Raw genomic sequence first — 24,190 nt, forward strand, 5'->3', positions numbered from 1 at the left:
CGAAAATAGATTTTTTGACAATTAAATGCTTAAGAAGAATGAGAAAAGTTAAATTTACCTGTTTTTTTGCAACAATTTGAGGATTACAGCGCAGCAATCGCATGTTATGTTCTATGTATATTCCTTAAATCGTATAAATTTTGAGGACTATTTTATTAATAAATGAAAACTATGAACTGATAAATTTTAATTATTATTGTGCTCAGGGTCGATAGTGCTTAAGTCTAATCTCCTAAAGTCTATCTAGGACGATAAAAAAACCCATGATAAAACATCATCACAGATCTAAATTGCATCAATCAATACAACTGCAATCAGATCAATATTATGGATAAGTATTTCAATTAGAATTCGGGTATTTAAACGTGTCTACATCAGTATTAGTAATTAACTGCGGATCTTCTTCTATCAAATATGCGTTAGTTTCTGAGCGCCGTGAAGATCGTATTTTTGGTCTAGCCGAGAACCTAGGTTCTGCTGATGCACGTATTAAAGGGGTCACTACAGGTGGTGATGCGCTTGAGCTGTCTATTCCACATGCTGACCATGAAAAAGCCCTTGAAACTATTTTAGAGCGTTTGGCTCACCATAATCCTCAAGCGATTGGTCACCGCGTTGTTCACGGCGGTACATTAACTAAAGCTGAGCTATTAACACCAGAAATTATTGAACGTATTCGTGAAGCAACACCACTTGCTCCATTGCATAACCCTGCTCACTTGGTAGGGATCGAAGCAACCATGCGTTTGTTCCCTGAACTTCCGCAAGTAGCCGTATTTGATACAGCATTCCACCAAACCATGCCGTCTCATGCATACCGTTATGCATTACCAAAATTCTTGTACACACAACATAACGTACGTCGTTATGGATTCCATGGTACTAGCCATGCCTACGTATCTGAGCGTGGCTCAATGTTGGCAGGCAGCTTTAAACAAGGTGGCTGGTTAACTGCTCACTTAGGCAATGGTAGCTCGACTTGTGCGATTTGGAATGGTCAATCTGTAGATACGTCAATGGGGCTAACACCACTTGAAGGTGTGGTGATGGGTACACGTAGTGGTGATGTTGACCCAAGTATTCACAGCTTCCTTGCAAGCAACTTAGGTTGGGATATCTATAAAATCGACAAGATGCTGAACAGCCAATCAGGCCTACTCGGTTTGTCTGATCTTTCAAATGACATGCGTACACTGATCGAAGCATCAGAACAAGGCAACGAAGATGCCGCGCTTGCCATTGAAGTATTCTGTTACCGTTTAGCTAAATCTTTAGCAGGTTTAAGCTGTGGTCTACCACGTATTGACGGTTTATTCTTTACCGGTGGTATTGGTGAAAACTCTGCCTACATTCGTGAAAAAACGGTTTCATACTTACCGCACTTTGGTTTCAACCTGAGTAAAGAATTAAATGACAACTTAAAACGCGGTACGGAAGGTCGTATTGACCACGGAACTGGCCCACAAATTTGGGTTGTTCCAACCGATGAAGAAGGCCGTATTGCCAAAGAAACTGAGCATGTTGTAGACGAGGTGACAGCGTCTGCTACAAAAAAGTCTGATGCTGAAGCTGCGATTGCATAAGCAATCGCATCATCCCCTTCGCTTTCAATATTAATTTTTAGCTTTAATTTAGACACCGTATGAAAACAATTTTACTCGTGCCAACTGGGGAAGGTGTAGGTTTAACATCTGCATGCTTAGGTTTAATTTATGCTTTGGAATGCCAAGGGGTCAAAGCAGGTTTTCTGAAACCATTTTCACAAGAAAATGTCGCAGATACTGTAGACCGTACAACGGCTCTTTATCGTCATTTATTTAATAATGAAACGGTAGAACCCATTCATCATGCCACCATCGTGAAACAACTGAGTCATGATGAAAGTGATGAATTGCTCGAAGAAGCAGTTCGTTTGCACCGTGAAATTGCAAAAAAGCATGATCTGATTATTGTTGAAGGCTTGGTTCCAAACAGCCGAGATAACTTTGCCTCAGAACTCAACGCGACATTAGCAAAAGCTCTTGATGCTAAAGTAATTATTGTCAGCACAGCAGATATTCAAAATGCCACGAAAACTGCTGAGAAAATTGACAGTTCTCTACGCCAATTCGGTGGTGCAGCATCTGAACGTACTGCGGGCGTTTTGTTTATGCGCACACGTGGTTTGCCAGAAGAATCTGCGCAAATTCCTGTCACGCTTGATCCAAATCTGCGTTTAATCAGTGATACCAATAAATTTGTACTCGAATTACAACAAAGTAATCCGCAAATTGGTTCTACACAGCTACCTGTCATTGGCCTCGTTCCATTTAGTAATACGCTCAGCGTACCGCGCATGTCTGACTTGGCGACGCATATTCAATCAGAATGGATTAACCAAGGCGATGCTGCTCATCGACGCGTACTACATAGCAGCTTAGTTGCCTCTAATATTGAACATGAACTTCACAAATTTGTGGCAGGTGAACTGATTATCAGCGCCTCTGACCGTATTGATGTATTGTTGGCTTCTAGCCTTGCAAGTAGCAATGGTATTCCACTTGCCGGTTTGGTTTTGACTGAACACCATCAACCGAACCCACAAGTTTTGGATTTCTGCCAAACCGCGATTAAGCAAGGCTTACCGATTTTACATACGCCTTTAAGCACTTTTGAAACGGCACAACAACTTTCAAATTTAGGCAATGAAATTCCTGTCGATGACGTCGAACGTGCAGAGCAAGTGACTCGCTTTGTTTCAAGCCACATCAATGCTGAATGGATTACTGAAGTATTAAATGGTTCATATCAACCACGCTTGTCCCCTTCTGCATTCCGTCATGAATTGGTACAAAAATCGATTGCTGCGAAAAAACGGATTGTTTTACCTGAAGGTGATGAACCACGGACCATCCAAGCGGCTGCCATTTGTCAATCTCGTGGCATTGCACACTGTATTTTATTGGCAAAACCTGAAGCCGTAATTGAAGTTGCAAAAGCACGTAACATCGAACTTCCACATGATTTGGAAATCATTGATCCAGATCTGATTCGTGAAAACTATGTGCCGAAAATGGTTGAGCTGCGCAAAGGCAAACTCAATGATCTACAAGCACGCGAACAGCTACAAGATACCGTGGTTTTAGGCACCATGATGCTTGCACTTGATCAGGTGGATGGCTTAGTCTCAGGCGCAGTACATACTACGGCAAATACTGTACGTCCTGCATTCCAATTGATTAAGACTGCACCTGATTATTCATTGGTTTCTTCTGTATTCTTTATGCTGTTACCAGATGAAGTTTATGTATATGGTGACTGTGCAATTAATCCAGATCCAAATGCAGAACAGCTTGCAGAGATTGCGATTCAATCTGCAGATTCAGCGAAAGCTTTTGGTATTGACCCACGTATCGCAATGATTTCGTATTCAACAGGTACTTCTGGTGCAGGTGCAGATGTCGAAAAAGTGGCTGAAGCAACACGTATTGCCAAAGAACGCCGCCCAGACTTACTTATTGATGGCCCGCTTCAATACGATGCTGCATCGGTGGAAAGTGTGGGACGCTCTAAAGCACCTGACTCGAAAGTGGCTGGTCGTGCCAATGTGTTTATCTTCCCGGACTTAAATACAGGTAATACTACATATAAAGCAGTTCAACGTTCTGCAAATGTAGTCAGTGTTGGCCCAATGCTGCAAGGTTTAAACAAGCCTGTAAATGACTTGTCTCGTGGCGCATTGGTCGATGACATCGTGTTTACCATTGCATTAACGGCAATTCAATCTGAACAGCAAGAAGCTTAATTTTAGTTTCGAGTTCTAAACCACCCTTTCGAAAGATTGGGTGGTTTTTTTATTCATTCCGATTTTCCCGCATTTCAATCTTATTTATATTGCGATAATTTTCATCTTATTAATTCTTGTCATCTTAGAGTCAATATTATTGCTTATGGTATGAGCGCTTTTTTAATTATTCAAAACTTAGCTATATCATGACAAACTTAAAATTTTATACTCCATGTGCCATCTCTACATTAATATGGGTTTGCTTAAGCGCACACTCCATGGCCGCAGATTCATATCTAACACCTGACTCAGCTCCAAATAGCCTTGAAATATTATCTACTCCTCCACAACCCTATAGTGGAGATTTTATTCGTGATCAAAGTATTTTTAAACAATCTCAATATTTGAAAAATACGGCTCGCTGGCAGCAAGCACAAATTGATGCTGATGTTTCAAATGCACACTTAGGGCGACCTTTTTCATCTGCATTTGGCTTAGAAATTAATGAGAAAAATACACCTATTTTATTTGAAATTTTAAGAAAGATTAAACTTGATAGTAGATACTCTACTCAAACTGCAAAAAAGAAATATAGCCGTGAACGTCCATATGGCTATTTTAATGTCAGCACTTGTACTCCTGAAGAAGAAAATGAAAAAAATCAATATGTTTCCTATCCTTCTGGACATACAACTATCGGTTGGACATATGCATTAGTCTTAGCAGAGTTACGTCCTGAGCGTCAAAGTCAAATTTTTAAACGTGGTATTGAATTTGGTCAAAGCCGAGTCGTGTGCAATATGCATTGGCAAAGTGATGTCGATGCTGGCCGTATTATGGGAGCAGCGCAATTTTCACGCCTACAGGCAGATCCACAATTTAAAGCCGATATGATCAAAGCCAAAACTGAAATTAACCATCTCATTTCTGCCTCACACAAAAAATCTGATTAAAAAGTCAGCATCTTGTCCCATTGCATGGATAGTAGATCACATGCATGGGCAGTGGTTTTTAATAGATGTGCATGTCCAATATAAAAATAAAGCGCTTAGAACCATCTAAGCGCTTTATTTAATTTAGCAGAAGTATTTTGATACCGTTTTATTAAGATTCAATCTGCTTCAGTTCTGGCTTGCCGTAAGCCACTTCAAAACTTGCTACGGTCGTCATTTTTCCACCTGGTTTTTCAACAAAGTCTAGAACCTTTAAGTCTGTACGCATATAGTCTTTAAAAAAGTCTAAAGTCTGATAACCGCGTTGATCATTGATAAATTTGATGTGTGGATTTAACTTCAGCACATCTTCCTGCCCTGGACGAATTGGTTGACCATTGCCGGTAGAGGTTATTGATGTAGTTAAAAATTCAGTTGCAATCGATGGGCTCTTAAAATCATTCAAATTACTTGGAATATTCGCTGCAAAATATTGATGCAAATCTCCTGATAAAATTACCGTATTACCATGAGGTGCATTTTTTTTGATAGATTCAATCAAGCGCTCGCGTGCGTATGGATAGCCATTCCACGTATCTTTCCCAAAATAAGCTTTGCCTGATTTGTTATAACGCACCCAAGGCATAACCTGAATTTGCTGTGCCAAGACATTCCAACGCTTATCATGGCGCATTTGCTTCGCCAACCATTGCTCTTGTGCTTTACCAAGAACCTGCTCATTTCGGCTATTCTCAGTACGGCAGTAATCTACTTTATCAAACCCATCTTCTAACTGAGCTTTGGTGCATAAAATTGGAGAACGGTATTGGCGTGTATCTAAAATATTCATCCGTAGCATTTTGCCATAATCTAAAGTACGGTAAGCAAGGATATCTGGACCATTCGGCTTCTGTTTTAAGCGTACAGGCATATATTCGTACCACGCTTGAAACGCTGCTGCGCGGCGCAGTAAAAATATGTCTTTCTTCTCGCCTTTTTCTTCAATATCTGCAGCCCAGTTGTTATCCACTTCATGATCATCAAACGTCATCGCAAAAGGTGCAGATGCATGTGCAGCTTGTAAATCAGGATCTGCACGGTACTGTGCATAACGAATACGATATTGCAGTAAAGTTTGAATTTCAGGACCAATATGTTGACGTGCAGGAATTGAAACTCTTAGATCTCCAATTGCACGTCCCCCGCCTTTACCCTCTGGTCCTTCATAAATATAGTCACCATAGTGGAAAACTAAATCTATCTCTTTTTCTTTGCTCAAGTAGTCATAAGCCGTGTAATAACCCGTTTCATAATGCTGACAGCCCACTACAGCGACTCGAACTCGTTCTGGCATTTGGTGCGCGGCAGGTGCTGATTTTGCTGTACCTACAGAACTTTCATAACCAGCCAATCTAAATCGATAATAATAGCGTGTCATCGGTGCTAAACCGGCCACTTCCACATGCACGGTGTGATGCAAGTCAGGATGTGCCTGCGCCTTCCCAGTTTGCACAATTTTCTTAAATTCAATATCTGTAGCAATATCCCAATCCACTTCAACAGCTTCCTTCGGCATCCCACCATCTACAGAAAGTGGATATGGTGCAACACGCGTCCAAATCACAAAGCCATCTGGCCAAGGTTCACCTGAGGCAACACCTAATTGAAATGGGCTAATCGGAAATTTGGCATTTGCCCACGTGCTTACTGGACTCAGTCCAGAAAATAACGCTAAAGACCCGACTCCCATCAAACCCTTTAAGAATTGACGACGATTCGAATTAATATGATTCATTTTATTTCTCTATAAACTTATTAATAAATTAATCTGATCGGTTTTGGATTAGAAAATTGGCAGGGTGTAGGTCAAGTAGATACGACTTTGTTCCTGCTTTGTTCCTGTACTTTTTTTGAATTTTCCGTATTGAGCGGTAAAACCTAAATTTTTGAATTTCCCTTCTGGAACTTTATAACGCAAGGTATAGTCAATTTCAGACTCAGTTGCACAGCCACATTTACCAAAGTCACGTCCTTGTACTTTCAGGAACGATACATTTAAGCCTTTTAAGTATTGATCATTAAAGTCATAACGATAGCCATACCAAGTCGACTTTTCCCCAGCATTGGTAAAGTTCTGCAACAAACGGTTGGTTGGTAAGTAAATGAAAGTCCCATCTGCACCGTTGTCTAAACTGCCCTGATTCATATGCAGAAAATCGCCATCATCTCCAATTTTCTGCGCGCCGAATTGCAGCTGATGATTATTGAATTTGTATTTGAAATCCACACTGGCTGTCTGGTTATCTACTTTAGCGCCATAGCCTTTTTCACCACGCTCATTAGCTCCAGTCGCTTGAGTATCAAATAAACGTAAGTCCGTATTAAAACTCTGGTTTTCACTGAATGGAAATTTGTGTTTCACGCCGATAAATTGCTGTACATAAAAATCATCCAGCTCACCGGCATAGTACTGTAGCGTTAAATTTTTATTGGGCTTCCAGTCCGCACCGCCAAACATAAACCCATCACTGGTTTCTGTTGCGCCTTTAATAGAAAGCTTTGACGCATCTCGTGATGCACGTGGAATTGCTTTAGTGACGTAACCACCTGTTAAAGTCAATCCCTTTACATCTTTAGAAGTGACTTGACCACCTAAATAGGCAGATTCGAGCAAGCGAGCAAAGCTTCGACTTAAAATGGGTAAATTAGGGCGTAACTCCCCGACTTTTACATCAGTTTTCTGATAGCGCGCTTTTAAAGTGGGATATGCACGTGTCCAATAATTTGTTGGACTACCATCACCCTCTAAAGGAAACATCAACGAATTTTTGGCTTTATCTTTACTGCCGTCTAAACGTATACCTGCTGCCGCAGTAGCATCTAAACCAAAACCGACTTGACCTTCGGTAAAACCAGATTGATAACTCAATTCAATACCTTGTCCCCAAACTGTCGAATCTTTATCGTTAGGCTCTTGATCTTGATCAAAATAATAATTTTTAAAATCTATTTCTGCTTTACTATCTTTAATAAATTCTGCTTGTGCTGCCTGCATTGTCAGCATGGGGGTGAAAACCATACAGCAGATGAGTGCTTTGTAATTCAACGTCTAACCTCTTTGGTCCTTGAGAAATACTGCAATAACCTAAAGACTCTGTATGACAATACACTTGCAATCCCATGACAATTACATGAAAAATAAAACAAATGTTTAATATAAATATTTGATAATATAAAAATTAGAGTTATTTTTTTTAAGCACTTAAATATGAAAAAAGTTGACCATTAAAAGAACTGCAAGCACTCCATTTTTTGACTGCTTAGCTCTAAGCCTGATTTTAAAGAAGATTGCTCAAGAACTTTTATAAAACCTTGTTTAGAATAAAATTGAGTAGCTCGTAAATTAATTAATTCAACACGAAGTACAATTTTTGTATAACCTTGGTTTGCTGCATATTTTTTTAGATTACATATTAAAAGATCAGCAAAACTGTTTCCCCGATAATTCTCTTACAACCACATTGCAACTACAGTAAATTCATGCTGTTTATCAATAGTACCTCCAACCATGCCTACAGCTCTCATTCCGTCAAATGCCAATAGAAACTGGCATGGTCTTTTTTGCGCAGCTCTATCACGCCATTCAGAGTCACTATGAGTTTTAATTTTTTCATCTGTTGCTATAAATACATCAGGACTGTCATGTAATGCCTTGAGCTGTAATTTTTTCAGTATCTCCCAATCTGATTCAACAGTTGGTCGAACAGTAACAGTGCCCATTTTTAATTTTACCTGTCATCTATTTGCTTCAAATCATAACGTTTAGAATTGAAGTCTTGTAAAAAATTTGAAAGCAACAAAGATCATCGATGATTATCACACACACTGACGCAAAGACTAAAAATTAGCTATTACTCATGATTAGATTTGAAGATTTGAAGATTTGAAGATTTGAAGATTTGAAGATTTGAAGATTTGAAGATTTGAAGATTTGAAGAAGAATATTATTTTTTATAAAATTTAAAGCAAAAAAAAAAGAAGATAAAGCTTTAGGCTTGATCTTCTTGTTGACCGTAGAACCAAGTTGCTGCGATAAACAGAGAAAAACCAATAACTGACAACACTGGAGTAACCATATATTTCACACTCTAACTTTGATGACGTCATTATGTAAAAGTTTTATGACAGTTATATGACAAATATGAAATATTCAAAAATAATAAATATTATTTAATTTCAAAATCTTAGAAACAAAAACAAATCTTCTCCTCTAGTTATGTGACAAATATTTCATGAAATATGACAGTGAAAACGTCATTTTCAGGCTATTGATGACAGCGAAACACGGTGCTGTTTAAGCCTATTAAACTTTCGGCCAAAGATTAAGCGAAATACCCACACAACTGTGTTTTTGTCTTATAATTTAGCCCGCTAGCTATCAGCCCGCTCAAGAGATATTTGTATGACAACTATTATCAAGCAAGATGACTTGATCACATCGGTAAAAGATGCGCTTCAGTTCATTTCTTACTATCACCCACAGGACTTCATCCAAGCGATGAGCCGTGCGTATGACCGTGAAGAAAACAAAGCCGCAAAAGACGCGATTGCACAAATTTTAATTAACTCTCGTATGTGTGCAGAAGGCCATCGTCCTATCTGTCAAGATACGGGTATTGTGAACGTATTTCTTGAAGTGGGCTTAGACGTTAAATTTGATTTAACCATGAGCCTAGACGATGCAATCAACGAAGGTGTACGTCAAGGTTATCTTGAAAACTCAAACATTCTTCGTGCATCAGTATTAGCTGATCCTGCTTTTGGTCGTAAAAATACCAAAGACAACACCCCTGCTGTAATTCACTACAAACTCGTTCCGGGTAATAAAGTTGATATTACTGTTGCTGCTAAAGGTGGTGGTTCAGAAAATAAATCTAAGCTTGCAATGCTTAACCCTTCTGACTCTATCGTAGATTGGGTACTTAAAACTGTTCCAACAATGGGTGCAGGTTGGTGTCCTCCTGGTATGCTCGGTATCGGTATTGGTGGTACTGCTGAAAAAGCCATGATGCTTGCAAAAGAAGCATTGATGGAAGAAATCAACATGGACGAACTCCTTCGTCGTGGCCCACAAAACCAAATCGAAGAACTTCGTATCGAAATCTTCGAAAAAGTAAATGCTTTAGGTATTGGTGCTCAAGGTCTTGGCGGTTTAACCACTGTTCTTGATATCAAAATCAAAGATTACCCATGTCACGCTGCGGGTAAACCAGTAGGTATGATTCCTAACTGTGCTGCAACTCGTCATGCGCATTTCCAATTAGACGGTTCAGGTGTAGCGCATATCCAAGCGCCTAGCCTTGAAGACTACCCTGCAGTGACTTGGGATTCATCAACGTCTAAACGTGTTGACTTAGATAACATCACTCAAGAAGAAATGAACTCTTGGCAACCAGGTGACACACTACTTCTTAACGGTACAATCTATACAGGTCGTGACGCTGCGCACAAACGTATGGTTGACATGTTAAACAAAGGTGAAGAACTTCCAGTTGACCTAAAAGGTAAATTTATTTACTACGTTGGCCCTGTTGATCCAGTCGGTGACGAAGTCGTTGGTCCTGCTGGCCCAACAACTGCAACTCGTATGGATAAGTTCACACGTCAAGTGCTTGAAGCAACTGGCATGTTCGGTATGATTGGTAAAGCGGATCGTGGTCCTGCTGCTGTTGAAGCTATCAAAGACAACAAAGCAACTTACCTCATGGCTGTTGGTGGTGCTGCTTACTTAGTATCGAAAGCGATTCGTGAAGCTGAAGTGGTTGCTTTCGCTGACTTAGGTATGGAAGCGATCTACAAATTTGTTGTAAAAGACATGCCTGTATCTGTAGCTGTTGACGTAAATGGTACTTCTGTTCACGCAACAGCACCAAAAATCTGGCAAGCAAAAATTGGTAAAATCCCAGTAGTTGATGCTGCTGCGAACTAATTTCGCCACATTCAAGAGCTAAAAAGCACCCCATCGGGTGCTTTTTTAATGTCAATATTTAGGCTGTTTGTTGAATGACATTCGGTATTTAATATTTTCACACACTCAAAAACACGAGCTAATTACATTACCAAGTTAATGGATTCCACAGTTTAAAAGGCTTGGTCAACTGCACATCTTCCGCAGGATCATAATGAGGTGCTTTCAACTTCTGCGCACTTTTCCGCACTTTTCCAGTGTTTTGATCTTCTGCCACAAAGTTAAAACTGTTGGATTTCAACTCTGTAAATGCGATTTCATTTCGACCAATTTTTTCAGGCATGAGCAACAATGGCCCTGAAACCGTTCTTTTACTGGATAAATTCTCTTCATCATATTTAATGAAGTAAGTTAGACCTGCTTCAACATCAAAGTCTAAATATTTAGGTTTTTGAAAATGATTCACCCCCAAAGGGCGACTGGACGATAAGCGGTAATTCCCTGCCGGTAACTCCACCCAGTAATAATGATTATTCAATAAACTTGGAATACGCTCACTGTTCAGAAATAAGCTGCTGGCCACAATTTCTTGACGATTCCATTTACTGTCTGGACGATATAAATACACCATCGCTGCTTGATCATGCTGAGCTTTCACTTCTTGAAAATGTCGGCCTTGTTTCTGATTGACCCAACCACCAATGGTAAACATACCCAATCGATATTGCTCAATATGACCCGGTGTACTTTCAGGATCCACAGGCTTTAATGTCGAAGCCAATGACGTTTGCTCAATGGCTGATTTTCCATGACAACCCAGCAGCGCTACACTGCTTAAAAGTAGAATTGCAACTCCACGCATGATTATCCCTCACTGCGTCTTTTTTTATTTTTACACTTTTGTTTTCAGTTTTTTACATTCAGGCATCCACGCCATCCTGCTGAGATTAACATTCTGCTTTTATTTTTGGAAATAAAAAACGTGTGCAAATCTTGGATTTACACACGTTTCAGACGAATAGCGCTTAAGCAGATTTAGAGTTCACAACTTTTAAATCTGACTTCGGTGCAGCTTCTTCAGTTTTCTTTGGTTGACGTTCTGATTTAAATTCAGGTTCCGCTTCACCATTAATCACCGCTTCATTGATGACAACCGTACCCACATCTGAACGACTTGGTAGGTCATACATCGTTTCAAGCAATGAATTTTCTAAAATCGAACGTAGACCACGCGCACCCGTATTACGGTCAAGGGCTTTTTTAGCCACGGCACGTAATGCTGAGTCTTCAAATACAAGGTCAACATTTTCCATTTCAAATAAATATTGGTACTGACGTGTCAATGCATTTTTTGGTTCTGTCAGAATCTGCATCAATGCTTCTTCGTCGAGTTCTTCCAAGGTTGCAATGACTGGCAAACGACCAATAAATTCAGGAATCAGACCGAATTTAACCAAATCTGTCGCTTCAACTTGGCGGAATAAGTCAGATAATTTTTTAGTTTCATCTTTCTTACGCACTTCAGCCGTAAAGCCAATACCACCTTTTTCCTGACGCTGCTGTACGATTTTCTCTAGACCAGAGAATGCGCCACCACAGATAAACAGGATATTTGAAGTATCAATTTGAATAAATTCTTGCTGCGGATGCTTACGACCACCTTGAGGCGGAATCGACGCAACCGTACCTTCGATCATTTTCAATAACGCTTGCTGAACACCCTCACCCGATACATCACGAGTAATCGATGGGTTTTCAGACTTGCGGGTAATTTTGTCGATTTCATCGATATAGATAATGCCCTTTTGCGCTTTTTCTACATCGTAATCGGCTTTTTGAAGGAGTTTTTGAACAATGTTCTCAACGTCTTCACCCACATAACCGGCTTCAGTTAAAGTCGTTGCATCTGCCATCGCAAATGGCACATCTAAAAGACGCGCAAGTGTCTGAGCAAGCAGTGTTTTACCTGAACCTGTTGGTCCAACCAACATGATGTTACTTTTCGAAATCTCTACACCGTCTTCTGGTTTTTTACCACTGGTGCCAACTTTTAGGCGTTTATAGTGGTTGTATACCGCAACAGAGAGGGTCTTTTTCGCAACATCTTGACCAATCACATATTGGTCAAGCGCAGCACGGATTTCATGCGGTTTTGGTAAAGGACGAGTTGCCCAGTCATTTGATTCAACTTGCTGACTGGTCTGAACTAGGTCAAGACATACGTCCACACACTCATTACAGATGTACGCGTCCTCACCTGCAATCAGTTTCCCGACTTCAGACTGCGTTTTACCGCAAAATGAACAATGCTTTTGTCCTTGAGGATGTTCGGACATATTCACTCCAATAATTAATTCTTTAAAACTTATGGGCGTTTAGATAAAACTTCGTCCACAAGACCGTATTCTTTCGCAGCTTGCGCTGTCATAAAATTGTCACGGTCAGTATCTCGAGCAACAGTTTCGTAGTCTTGACCACTATGCTCTGCCATTAAACGATTTAAACGTTCTTTGATGAATAGAATTTCACGTGCATGAATTTCAATGTCAGATGCCTGACCACGGAAACCACCGAGTGGTTGGTGAATCATGACACGGGCATTTTCAAGACAGTAACGTTTGCCTTTAGCACCGGCATTAAGCAGGAATGCACCCATCGATGCTGCTTGCCCCATGCAGTAAGTCACAACATCAGGTTTAATAAATTGCATGGTATCGTAAATCGCCATACCTGCAGTAACCGAACCGCCTGGTGAGTTGATATATAAATGAATATCTTTATCTGGGTTTTCTGCTTCTAAGAACAACATTTGGGCAACAATCAAATTTGCCATGTTGTCTTCAACTTCACCGGTTAAAAAAATCACACGTTCACGCAAAAGGCGTGAATAAATATCAAAAGAACGCTCGCCACGAGATGACTGTTCTACCACCATTGGCACTAGTGCGTTTTCAATTGTTGGAACATACATACGTTATTTATTCCTAAATTTTTCTGACTCAACCCATAATTCACAATATGAGGGATATTTGTCGAAATTGCAAAAGATTCCCAATTAAATAACAGATATTTTTTTCATAAGCATTGTGAAATCAGGACAACTTATTTGGGGGCAAATTTCGATAAAAAAAGGCGCTTAATGCGCCTTTTTTTGAAAGCTAGAAATTAGCCTTGTTGACGAGCTTGTTGCTCTTTCAATAAGTCTTCATAGCTCACTGTTGTATCAGTTACTTTAGCAGAAGCTAAGATGTGATCGACAACTTGGTCTTCTAGAATAACAGCTTCGATTTGAGCACGTTGCTGTTTATCGTTGTTGAAGTATTCAATTACTTCTTTAGGATCTTCGTAAGAAGAAGCCATGTCTTCGATGTAAGCATCAACACGTGCAGCATCAACTTCAATTTTAGCATCAGCTAATACTTTGCTGACCAATACGCCAAGTTTAACTGATTTTTCAGCTTGCTCTTTGAATAGGTCATCTGGAAGCATGCTTGAATCAAACGCTTTAGCGCCTTGAGCACCAAACTGTTGAGTGAATTGTTGGATCATTTGTTGACGTTGACGGTCAATTTCTTGAGCAACCATTGCTTCTGGAAGTTCTACTTCGTTTGCAGCTACAAGCGCATCAAAAGTTGCACCTTTCACTTGGTTACGAAGACCGTTTTTCACTTCACGTTCCATGTTTTTACGCACGTCAGCTTTCAGCTTTTCAACGCCTTCTTCTTCAGTTAGACCGAAGATTTTTAAGAATTCAGCATCAACTTCTGGAAGTTTTTGTTTTTCAACAAGCTTAACAGTGATTTTGAATTGAGCAGCTTTACCAGCAAGGTTTTCAGCTTGGTAGTCTTCAGGGAAAGTTACATCGATAACTTTCTCTTCGCCTTTCTTCATACCAACGATGCCGTCTTCGAAGCCAGGGATCATACGACCAGAACCAAGAACGAGTTTAAAGTCTTCAGCAGCGCCGCCTTCAAACTTCTCGCCATCAACAGTACCTTCAAAGTCGAACGTTACTTGCATGTCTTTTTTAGCCATGCCTTTAGTTTCAACCCATGAAGCGCGTTGTTTTTGAAGATTTTCAATCATCTTCTCAACGTCTTTGTCGTCAACTGAAGTTGTTTTACGTTCAACTTCTAGACCTTCGAACTTAACTTCAACTTCTGGATAAACTTCTACAGTTGCTTCATAAACTAAAGCATCATCTTTCATTTCAGTTTTTTCAATGTTTGGCATACCAACAGCATTGATTTTTTCTTGTTGGATCGCTTCGAATACTGTGTCACGAATGATGTCGTTTACAACTTCTTGATAGATACCAGCACCGTATTCACGACGAACAACGTTTACAGGTACTTTACCTGGACGGAAGCCGTTGATCTTCACAGTTTTGGCAGTGCGTTTCAAGCGAGCTTCAAACTGCTCGTTAATACGGCTCGTCGGTACAGATACATTTAAACGACGGGCAACGCCCGAAACCGCTTCAGAAGTTACTTGCATGGCTTCCTCGATAATTTGTTAGTTAAAACAGTTTTAAAAAAAAGTGCCACATTATATGACAACAATTAAAGATATACAAAAATGGATTATAACACTATAAATTCAGGCATGGATGCCCTTCTTATTTTTAGAATTTTTCAGCTTTTTTCGAAGAAATATTAATTATTTTTTAATTCACCATTGAAAATGAGAAACTTTCTCACTATTATTCTTAATGATATTTTTTTTAATTTATTTTCATATATTTATCTTGTCCATATTTGGTATTCTTTTATGAGTAAATTTAATCTCAACCCTCTTTCCGCTGCTTTATTTGGGGCAATTGTAACTACTACGAGTTACGCACATGCTGAAACGACTGAATCTCAAGCTCAACAGATGGAAACCATTGTTGTTTCTGCAGCGGGCTTTGAACAAAAGATCAAGAATGCTCCTGCTTCGATTACCGTGATTACGGCTGAAGACTTAAAAAATAAACGAATTACATCCGTTGCAGATGCATTAAGTGATATAGAAGGTGTCGATATTAGCCCTACAGCAGGGAAAACCGGCGGATTAAATATTCGTATTCGTGGTATGGACGCCGAATATACCTTGGTTTTAATTGATGGCCGCCGACAAAATAGTACAGGTGATATTGCCCCTAATGGATTTGGTGAGTCGAATAATAGTTTTATCCCCCCTGTTTCGGCTATCCAACGCATCGAAGTCATCCGCGGACCAGCTTCTACTTTATATGGTTCTGATGCAATTGGTGGTGTAGTCAATATCATTACCAAAAAAGTTTCCCCTGAATGGACTGGTTCGGTCACGTTAGAAGGGACAGTACTGCCAAATCACTCAGACTTTGGTAACCAACGCGCTGTCGATGCATTTTTAACAGGGCCAATCATTCAAGATTTATTGGGCTTACAAATCCGTGCACGTAAAGCGGAACGTGATCAATCAGATTTAATACGTAGTGATGACGATGATACTGGTGCTGAACTTAGTGGCGGAAATAGCCCAACTAAATCAGATCTAGAAACTATCGGTGCTCGCTTAACCCTGACACCGCACAGCGACCATGATATTTCAGTTGAATATGAAAAAACTGAACAATGGTATGACAATAGCAAAGGTCAATTAGGCACTCTTGGCGCAAACGGTGGTTATGGTGATGCTCAAGAATATAATCGTGAGAAAATGATCCTCGCACATACTTGGAATAATGCTATTGGCAAACTTGAGTCAAGTATTATCAATACTCAAACAGAAACGGTTGGACGTTTAATTCCTGCACGTGCACAAGGAATGTCAACAGCCATCACTCCTCGTGTGTTAGAAAGTGAAGATACGATTTTTGATACTAAACTTACCACTCAACATTTTGAAGACCACCGTATTACTCTAGGCGGTCAATGGTGGGAAGCCAGTATTAGTGATGGTTTACGTGTAAAAAAAGAAGTTTCTTTTGAGCAATTGGGTCTATTCGCCGAAGATACTTGGTCGCTGAACGACAATCTTGCATTAACACTTGGTCTTCGTTATGACGACCACGATACGTTTGGTGACTTTTGGACACCACGTGCATATTTGGTATGGAATGCAAATGAAAACTGGACCTTCAAAGGCGGATATAGTGAAGGTTATAAAGCCCCACGTTTAGAACGTTTAACTGATGGTGTGGTCAATGTCAGTGGTCAGGGTCGTACACCAACTTTTGGCAACCCAAATCTAAAACCTGAAACCAGCAAGAACTTTGAGTTTGGTACATATTTCTCAACCAATCATAATTTTGACTTCAACGTTACGGCTTTCTTTAGTCAAATCGAAGATAAAATTATGACGGGTAACAAGGAAATTAGCTGTAATACTGATAACACAACGACTTCGGGTATTAATTGGTCTAAAGCTGACTGTGAAGCTTTCATGGCATCGGTTGGAACGCCGTGGGTGATGGATTATAACCGTGGCAAACCAGATTCATGGAATGTGACTCGTCCTGTGAATGCCGAAGAAGCTGAAGTTTATGGTATTGAAGCTGGTTTAAACTGGGCATTTGCCGACAATTGGAAATTTGGACTGAACTACACTTGGACTGAAACTGAAATTAAAGATAGCAGTTTAGGCAATCCTGTACTTAATGACACACCAGAACACATGGTCAATGCGTCGCTTAAATGGCAAGCTGCTGACTTTGTGAATTTATGGGCGCGTGGCGAGTATCGAAGTGAACGTGCACGTTTCACCTCAACCTATGACAATCTAACTGTAGCGAATCAACAGGTTTATGACGCCCTAGGTGACTACAAGGAATACGCATTATTACACGTCGGTTCAAACTTTAATGTAACGCCAAACTGGGATATAGGTGTTGCTCTGTACAATATATTTGATAAAAACTTTAACGATTACGAGAAAGTCGCAGATAGCTATTACAACCGTTATAGCAATACTCAGGAAGGCCGCCGTGTACAATTAAGTACAACCTTTAAATTCTAAATAACCGCATAATAAAAAACCTGCTTCGGCAGGTTTTTTTGCATAAATAATTTACGATTACTTCTTATTTAATTCACAATCATGTCTATATTTATAATCTCAATTAAACATAAAAAAACAATACATTTTATCAATATTTAAATAAAACATAGTCTTAATTAATACTTGTTATATCATTACATTAAATAGGACTATCACAATATGATTATTTATCGTGATTTACAATTACATAAAGATGTAAGAAAAAATAAGAATCATTATTATTCGCATACAAATTCACTATTCCAAATCGGGTTCGAAATGGCCTTCATTAAAACACGTAAGAAAATTGTTTCTTCAGCAATTGCTTCTTCACTTTCTGTTATTGCTGTTAATGCAATCGCACAAGAGCAAGTTACTCAACTTCCAACGATTAACCAAGAAGTTGCTGCTGAAAAAGCACCAAGCTTAAAAGTTGATAAATCTGCGAATGCTAAATTTGTTGCTCCCCTTCTTGATACACCAAAATCAGTATCAGTGATTTCTAAGCAACTGATTGAAGACACGCAAGTCACAACTTTAAGTGATGCTTTACGTACAGTACCTGGAATTACCCTCGGTGCTGGTGAAGGTGGCAATCCAAATGGCGACCGTCCATTTATTCGTGGTTATAACTCTGAAAGCTCAATGTATGTTGACGGTGTACGTAACTCAACTTCTCAAAACCGTGAGATGTTTGCTGTAGAGCAAGTAGAAGTTACCAAAGGTTCAGCTTCTGCTATGGGTGGTGCAGGTACTTCTGGCGGCAGTATCAACATGATTTCGAAAGTTGCGAAAAAAGGTGACTTTTTAGAAGGTTCAGTTGCTGGTGGAACAGATACTTATGCACGTGTGACGCTTGATGGCAACAAAGATTTTGGTAATGGCGTTGCTGCACGTGTCGCGGTCATGGGTCATAAAAATGAAAAAGCGGGTCAAGCTGATGGTGCTGAATACAAACGTGCTGGTATTGCCCCTAGTATTACTTTCGGCTTAGACACACCTACTCGTGCAACTATTGGCTATTACTATCTAAAATCGGATGATACACCTGATTCTGGTGTGCCATATAACAATCCATTTGGCGCACCTAAAACTGGTGAAATGGACTACCGCCCATTAAACGGTAACGGTAAGCCAATAGATGTAAAACAAGGTATGTATTACGGCTGGAAAGATCGTGATTTCCAAAAACAAGAAAATCACATTGGTACTATCAAGCTAGAACATGACTTAACTGACGATTTGACATTAACTAATACTGCTGTTTATAGCAAATCAAAAAATGACTATCTATGGACAAACCCAGACGACTCAAAAGGTAACTTTTTTGATAAAGCAACAGGCCAAGTAACAGGCAATGTATGGGCACGTGCAAACTCACGAGTTGCGGATACAGATGGCTTTACTGATCAACTGGCTTTAACTGGTAAATTTGACACAGGCTTTTTAAAACATCGTTTTAATTTGGGCGCAGAATATTCAGATCAAGAAACAGATCGTACCCAGTATATTATTGACGGTAAAAATTCGACCGGCTCTGCACATCAATCTTGTCCGGCAGATTCGATCGCAAATGGTTGGTGTACATCAGTGCAAAACCCTGACCGTGGTAATTGGACAGGCTCTTTAAGTACTGCTGGCGCAGATCTTTATAATATCGAAACTAAAAATACTTCAGTATATTTCCTTGATAGCATTGAATTACACCCACAATGGATCTTAGATTTGGGTGTACGTTGGGATGATTACTCAACAGAGCAAACGATGACTTATGGTGCGCTCAACAGCAATGTGACCTTAAATCCTGCTAAAGCTCAAGCTGGCGATAAAGTATCAATCAAAAATGAAAAAGACTTTATTAACTGGCAAGCAGGTTTAACATTTAAACCAACTGAAAATAGCAGTATCTATGCAAGCTATGCAACATCCTCAAATCCAGTCGGTGTTGATGGTGGTGATGGCTCAGAAGGTATTACTGCAGCAATCGAAAATCTTAAACCCGAAGAGGTTAAAACTTACGAGTTAGGAACGAAATGGGATGTATTAAACGATCGTTTAAACTTAACTGCTGCAATTTTCCGTACAGAAAAAACCAATACACGTGCAACAACTACAGAGGGTACTACAAGCAACATTGGTGAAACACGTGTTGATGGTATCGAACTTGGTGTTACAGGTAATGTAACTGATAAGTGGGCTGTAATGGCAGGTTATACCTACTTAGACAGCGAATTAGTTGACGGTGGTTTCACGAAAGTCGGTGACGACTATGTTGCAAATCCAAGCAATGGTAACCAAGTTCAAAACGTTGCGAAAAACTCAGCAACACTTTGGACAACTTACCAAGTCCTTCCACAGTTCACAATCGGTGGTGGCGCTACCTACATGGATAAAATATTTGGTAATGCTACCAATACGAAATGGGTTCCAAGCTACGTACGCTACGATGCCATGGCGCGTTATACCGTTAACAAAAATGTGGATTTACAGTTGAATGTAAATAACCTTTCTGACAAACGTTATTTCACTAAAGCCTACGCATCTCACTATGCCACTGAAGCAGAAGGTCGCAGCGCAGTTCTATCTGTTAACTTCAAATACTAAGAAAAAATAAATACCATAAATAATTTATGGTATTGACTCAATAGCCTCGCTTCGAGGCTATTTTTGTATATGATCGAAACACAAACATTACATTTCAAAAGGTCAGACCGTGATTCACCATATTCCAAATGTATTGAGTAAAGAACAGGTCAACTACTTCCGCACAGAAATGCAAAAAGTAGAATGGATTAATGGTCAAAAAACTACGGGCTCACTGTCTAAAAATGTTAAAAATAACCAACAGCTAGATATAGACCATCCATTAACACAGCATTTAGGTGACATTATTCTGCATGAATTGTCACAACACGCGCTTTTTACATCAGCGGCTCTCCCCCTCAATATTTTGCCGCCCTATTTTAACCGCTATGAAAATGGTGAAACGTTTGGTTTCCATGTCGACAATGCCATTCGCTGGATGCCTGACAGCAATCAAAAAATTCGTACCGATTTGTCCTGCACGATTTTTCTAAGTGAACCCGAAGAATATGAGGGTGGTGAACTTGTGGTAGAAGACACCTATGGCTACCACGAAGTGAAATTGCCTGCCGGAGATTTGATTTTGTATCCATCTACCAGTGTGCATGAAGTTACTCCTGTGACTGCAGGCTGTCGTATTGCATCATTTTTTTGGTTGCAAAGTATGATCCGTGAAGATGCTGAGCGTCACATGTTATTTAATCTCGATCAAAGCATTCAAAATTTGCGTATGCAATTGGGTGATGCACATAGTGAAGTCGTCAAGTTGACTAGTCTGTATCACAACCTCATCCGCAAATGGGCCGAAATTTAAAGCTTAAGGTCAATAGACATGGACAAACTACCAATGACTGATCACAACATTTTAGCGCCACTGACACAAATACCAGCTCATTTGCAAACCATTGCAGATTATGAAGTCGAGGCTGAAAAACACCTTTCTCAAATGGTGTGGCAGTACTTGCAAGGCGGCTCGATGGATGAACACAGTGTCCGTGGCAATTTGTCTCAGTTTGAACAGATACAACTGCTACCACGTATGCTGAAAGATCTAACCCAAGGTCATACCCAAATCGAAATCTTAGGGCAACGTTTCCCACATCCTATTTTTGTAGCCCCGATAGGTCATCAACAACAATTTCATCCTGATGCTGAAGCTGCAACAGCCCTCGCTGCCGAAGTCCTTGGCAGCAATATGATCCTCAGTACGTTTACCAATACAGATATGCGTGAGTTAAAGCAGGACAATCCTTACAAATGGTTCCAATTGTATTGGCAAGGAGAACGCGAAAAGTCATTATCGCTGGTCAAGATGGCAGAAGAACATACCTATACAGCAATTGTAGTAACCATTGATTCCCCGCATACAGGGATTCGTGACCGTGAACGTCGAGTGTTTTTCCATTTGCCTGAAGGCATGCAACATCCGCATACCCCTGCACATATCCCATTGCCTGAGCTCAATGATGGCGACCATCCCGTATTTAACGGTCTGATGAAAATCGCACCAACATGGGCGGATATCCTTTGGCTCAGTCAAAACACCTCATTACCGATTATTTTAAAAGGCATTGTCAATCCACATGATGCTGAACTTGCGCTGCAACACGGTGTGCAAGGCATTATTGTGTCGAATCATGGAGGGCGCGTACTGGATAGTTGCATTTCCCCTCTCACCGCTTTAGAACTGATTAAAAAAGTTGTGCCTACGGATTTTCCAGTTTTATATGATGGTGGTATTCGTCGAGGTTCAGATGTGTTTAAAGCGATAGCCTTGGGTGCATCTGCCGTATTAGTTGGACGTCCTTGCATTTATGGTTTAGCGACTGCGGGGGCTTTAGGCGTTGCCCATGTACTCAAAATACTGAAAGAAGAATTTGAGATTACGATGGCATTGATGGGAACAGCCACCGTCGATGAGATCAATAAAGATTATATTTTTCAAAAAAGCTAATTTTATAGAAAAATATTTTCCAGTAATGGCATCTTGACGCAAAAATAGGAAATTATTTCCGGAATATATGGACTAATATTTAGTTATACATTTACGAGCTTACGGTAAAGCTAAGTCATGTGAATCTTTACAGATTTATTTCGACTTTCGACTAAAGACTCCGATATTAAACTTGTAAATTGCTAGAATAGACACAATCTATATAAGTAGTACCTTGCCGTTTATCCACGACATTTATCCACGGTGCTATAAGGAGTTTTCACATGATGTTGGCAGATCCAAGCAAAAAATACCGTCGCATGTACCAACGTGTAGACTTACCAGACCGTCAATGGCCAAATAACGAAATCAATAAAGCGCCGATCTGGATGAGTACCGACCTTCGTGACGGTAACCAAGCGATCTTCGAGCCAATGAACATTGAACAAAAGTTTAAAATGTTCCAAATGCTTGTGAAAATTGGTTTCAAACACATTGAAATCGGCTTCCCTTCTGCATCACAAATCGACTTTGATTTCACGCGTTTGTTGATCGAAGGCGGTCATATTCCTGATGATGTGTACATCGAAGTTTTGGTTCAAGCACGTGATCATTTGATTCAACGTACATTTGAATCTTTACAAGGTGCAAAACGTGCCATCGTGCATATCTACAACTCAAACTCTCCAACCTTCCGCAATAAAGTGTTGAATGTTGATGTTGCTGGTGCAAAACAATTAGCGATTAATGCCGCAACGAAAGTCAAAGAATACGCTGCAAAACAGCCTGAAACTGAATTTGTATTCCAATACAGTCCAGAGTGTTTTACTGCAACAGAATTAGAAGTTGCTAAAGATGTCTGTGATGCGGTCACTGAAATTTGGGAAGCATCTCCAGAGAACAAAGTGATTTTAAACTTGCCTGCAACGGTTGAAGTTTCAGGTCCGAACGTCTATGCAGACCAAGTGGAATGGATGCACCGTAACATTCAACGCCGTGACGGTGTGATTATTTCTGTGCACTGTCATAACGACCGTGGCTGTGGTATTGCCGCTTCTGAGTTGGCCATTATGGCTGGTGCTGACCGCGTCGAAGGTTGTGTGTTTGGTAACGGTGAACGTACAGGTAACGTGGACGTTGCAGCGATTGCATTGAACATGTATACCCAAGGTGTTGCGCCAAACTTAGATTTCTCAAACATTAACGAAATCATTTCAATCATTGAAGAATGTACAGGCTTGCCGGTACACCCTCGTCATCCGTATGCTGGTGATTTGGTCTTCACCGCGTTCTCAGGCTCACACCAAGATGCCATTAAAAAAGGTTTCGAGTTCCAAAAGAACGAAGAAATGTGGGATATGCCTTATTTGCCAATCGACCCGAAAGACTTGGGCCGCGACTATGATGCCGTGATTCGTGTCAACTCACAGTCTGGTAAAGGCGGTATTGCGTACTTGTTAGAATCAAATTACAACGTGGTGTTGCCTCGCCGTATTCAAATTGAATTCTCGCAAATCGTACAGCAAAAAACAGATGAAGACGGTACTGAGATTTCTGCACAAGCAATCTGGTCATTGTTTAAAGACACGTATGTGGCGGCCAAAGATACACATTATGCGGCGAAAAACTACCGCTTACATGATGAAAATGGCAAACAAGTCATTGAGCTTGATGTCGAAGTGAACGGTGAGATCCAGCAATTACGCGGTGAAGGCAACGGCCCAATATCTGCTATCTTAAATGCCTTGCAGTTACCGATTGATGTCTTGAACTATGAAGAACGTAGCATCAGTTCAGGCGCACATGCTAAAGCCTTGGCTTTAATTGAGCTTCAAGTGAAAGGCACAGGTAAGTCTGCATTCGGCGCAGGTGTACATGACAACATCGTGACTGCATCCATCGAAGCGATTATTGCCAGCACTAACCGTTTAATTGAACAAGGTGTTTTGAGTACTGAACAAGTGATTGCTGCTGCAGTCTAATTCAATGCTATAAATATCAAATAG

The 24,190-nt window shown here is 40.2% G+C and carries 16 protein-coding genes and 1 pseudogene; 9 read left to right on the plus strand and 8 right to left on the minus strand.

Annotated features, from left to right (window positions below):
- Positions 1-365 precede the first annotated feature (365 nt).
- The 3 genes from AVJ20_RS02600 (at position 366) to AVJ20_RS02610 (ending at position 4,719) form a co-directional block, all read left to right on the plus strand.
- Entirely contained in the window at positions 366-1,583 is a 1,218-nt protein-coding gene (locus tag AVJ20_RS02600; RefSeq protein WP_111884043.1) for an acetate/propionate family kinase, read from the plus strand.
- Between the two features lie 59 nt (positions 1,584-1,642).
- The gene (gene pta / locus AVJ20_RS02605; protein ID WP_078192701.1) at positions 1,643-3,784 is read left to right on the plus strand and encodes a phosphate acetyltransferase; all 2,142 of its coding nucleotides are present in this window, start codon (positions 1,643-1,645) and stop codon (positions 3,782-3,784) included.
- A 260-nt stretch (positions 3,785-4,044) separates the two neighbouring features.
- On the plus strand, positions 4,045-4,719 hold the full coding sequence (locus AVJ20_RS02610; protein ID WP_162689715.1) for an acid phosphatase: 675 nt from the start codon (positions 4,045-4,047) through the stop codon (positions 4,717-4,719).
- A 151-nt stretch (positions 4,720-4,870) separates the two neighbouring features.
- Here the strand turns inward: AVJ20_RS02610 and AVJ20_RS02615 are convergent, their stop codons facing one another.
- The 4 genes and pseudogenes from AVJ20_RS02615 to AVJ20_RS02630 all read right to left on the minus strand — a co-directional run bounded on the left by AVJ20_RS02615 (position 4,871) and on the right by AVJ20_RS02630 (position 8,478).
- The gene (locus AVJ20_RS02615) at positions 4,871-6,493 is read right to left on the minus strand and encodes an alkaline phosphatase D family protein (protein WP_111884045.1); all 1,623 of its coding nucleotides are present in this window, start codon (positions 6,491-6,493) and stop codon (positions 4,871-4,873) included.
- Between the two features lie 48 nt (positions 6,494-6,541).
- On the minus strand, positions 6,542-7,762 hold the full coding sequence (locus tag AVJ20_RS02620; protein ID WP_162689716.1) for an OprD family outer membrane porin: 1,221 nt from the start codon (positions 7,760-7,762) through the stop codon (positions 6,542-6,544).
- Positions 7,763-7,983: 221 nt separating this feature from the next.
- A pseudogene (locus AVJ20_RS18955) lies at positions 7,984-8,196 on the minus strand (GNAT family N-acetyltransferase); the annotation flags it as partial.
- 12 nt (positions 8,197-8,208) lie between these two features.
- Entirely contained in the window at positions 8,209-8,478 is a 270-nt protein-coding gene (locus AVJ20_RS02630) for a hypothetical protein (protein WP_111884047.1), read from the minus strand.
- A gap of 682 nt (positions 8,479-9,160) precedes the next feature.
- On the opposite strand from AVJ20_RS02630, the gene AVJ20_RS02635 reads away from it, so the two are divergent.
- Complete coding sequence (locus tag AVJ20_RS02635; RefSeq protein ID WP_078189659.1) at positions 9,161-10,687, plus strand: fumarate hydratase; 1,527 nt, start codon at positions 9,161-9,163, stop codon at positions 10,685-10,687.
- 127 nt (positions 10,688-10,814) lie between these two features.
- On the opposite strand, the gene AVJ20_RS02640 is transcribed toward AVJ20_RS02635, so the two are convergent.
- The 4 genes from AVJ20_RS02640 to tig form a co-directional block, all read right to left on the minus strand.
- Positions 10,815-11,528 (minus strand): DUF2846 domain-containing protein, encoded by a 714-nt coding sequence (locus tag AVJ20_RS02640; RefSeq protein WP_111884048.1) that lies wholly within the window; start codon positions 11,526-11,528, stop codon positions 10,815-10,817.
- Between the two features lie 163 nt (positions 11,529-11,691).
- Positions 11,692-13,002 carry an ATP-dependent protease ATP-binding subunit ClpX gene (gene clpX / locus AVJ20_RS02645; RefSeq protein WP_111884049.1) on the minus strand — a complete coding sequence of 437 codons (1,311 nt, stop codon included), beginning with the start codon at positions 13,000-13,002 and terminating at the stop codon, positions 11,692-11,694.
- 29 nt (positions 13,003-13,031) lie between these two features.
- Positions 13,032-13,637 (minus strand): ATP-dependent Clp endopeptidase proteolytic subunit ClpP, encoded by a 606-nt coding sequence (gene clpP / locus AVJ20_RS02650; protein WP_078192707.1) that lies wholly within the window; start codon positions 13,635-13,637, stop codon positions 13,032-13,034.
- Between the two features lie 194 nt (positions 13,638-13,831).
- On the minus strand, positions 13,832-15,163 hold the full coding sequence (gene tig, locus AVJ20_RS02655; RefSeq protein ID WP_078192708.1) for a trigger factor: 1,332 nt from the start codon (positions 15,161-15,163) through the stop codon (positions 13,832-13,834).
- A gap of 273 nt (positions 15,164-15,436) precedes the next feature.
- Between tig and AVJ20_RS02660 the strand changes: the two genes are divergently transcribed.
- From AVJ20_RS02660 to leuA, 5 genes are all read left to right on the plus strand, one after another.
- The gene (locus AVJ20_RS02660; RefSeq protein WP_111884050.1) at positions 15,437-17,647 is read left to right on the plus strand and encodes a TonB-dependent receptor domain-containing protein; all 2,211 of its coding nucleotides are present in this window, start codon (positions 15,437-15,439) and stop codon (positions 17,645-17,647) included.
- A 300-nt stretch (positions 17,648-17,947) separates the two neighbouring features.
- On the plus strand, positions 17,948-20,272 hold the full coding sequence (locus AVJ20_RS02665) for a TonB-dependent receptor (protein ID WP_111884110.1): 2,325 nt from the start codon (positions 17,948-17,950) through the stop codon (positions 20,270-20,272).
- A 109-nt stretch (positions 20,273-20,381) separates the two neighbouring features.
- The gene (locus tag AVJ20_RS02670) at positions 20,382-21,065 is read left to right on the plus strand and encodes a Fe2+-dependent dioxygenase (RefSeq protein ID WP_078192711.1); all 684 of its coding nucleotides are present in this window, start codon (positions 20,382-20,384) and stop codon (positions 21,063-21,065) included.
- Between the two features lie 33 nt (positions 21,066-21,098).
- Positions 21,099-22,205 carry an alpha-hydroxy acid oxidase gene (locus AVJ20_RS02675; RefSeq protein WP_111884111.1) on the plus strand — a complete coding sequence of 369 codons (1,107 nt, stop codon included), beginning with the start codon at positions 21,099-21,101 and terminating at the stop codon, positions 22,203-22,205.
- Positions 22,206-22,468: 263 nt separating this feature from the next.
- Positions 22,469-24,166: a 2-isopropylmalate synthase gene (leuA, locus tag AVJ20_RS02680; RefSeq protein ID WP_111884051.1), complete on the plus strand. Its 1,698-nt coding sequence runs from the start codon at positions 22,469-22,471 to the stop codon at positions 24,164-24,166.
- The last annotated feature ends 24 nt before the right edge of the window (positions 24,167-24,190 follow it).

Source organism: Acinetobacter sp. CFCC 11171 (assembly GCF_003268405.1).
In the GTDB taxonomy this organism is placed as follows: Bacteria; Pseudomonadota; Gammaproteobacteria; order Pseudomonadales; family Moraxellaceae; genus Acinetobacter; species Acinetobacter amyesii.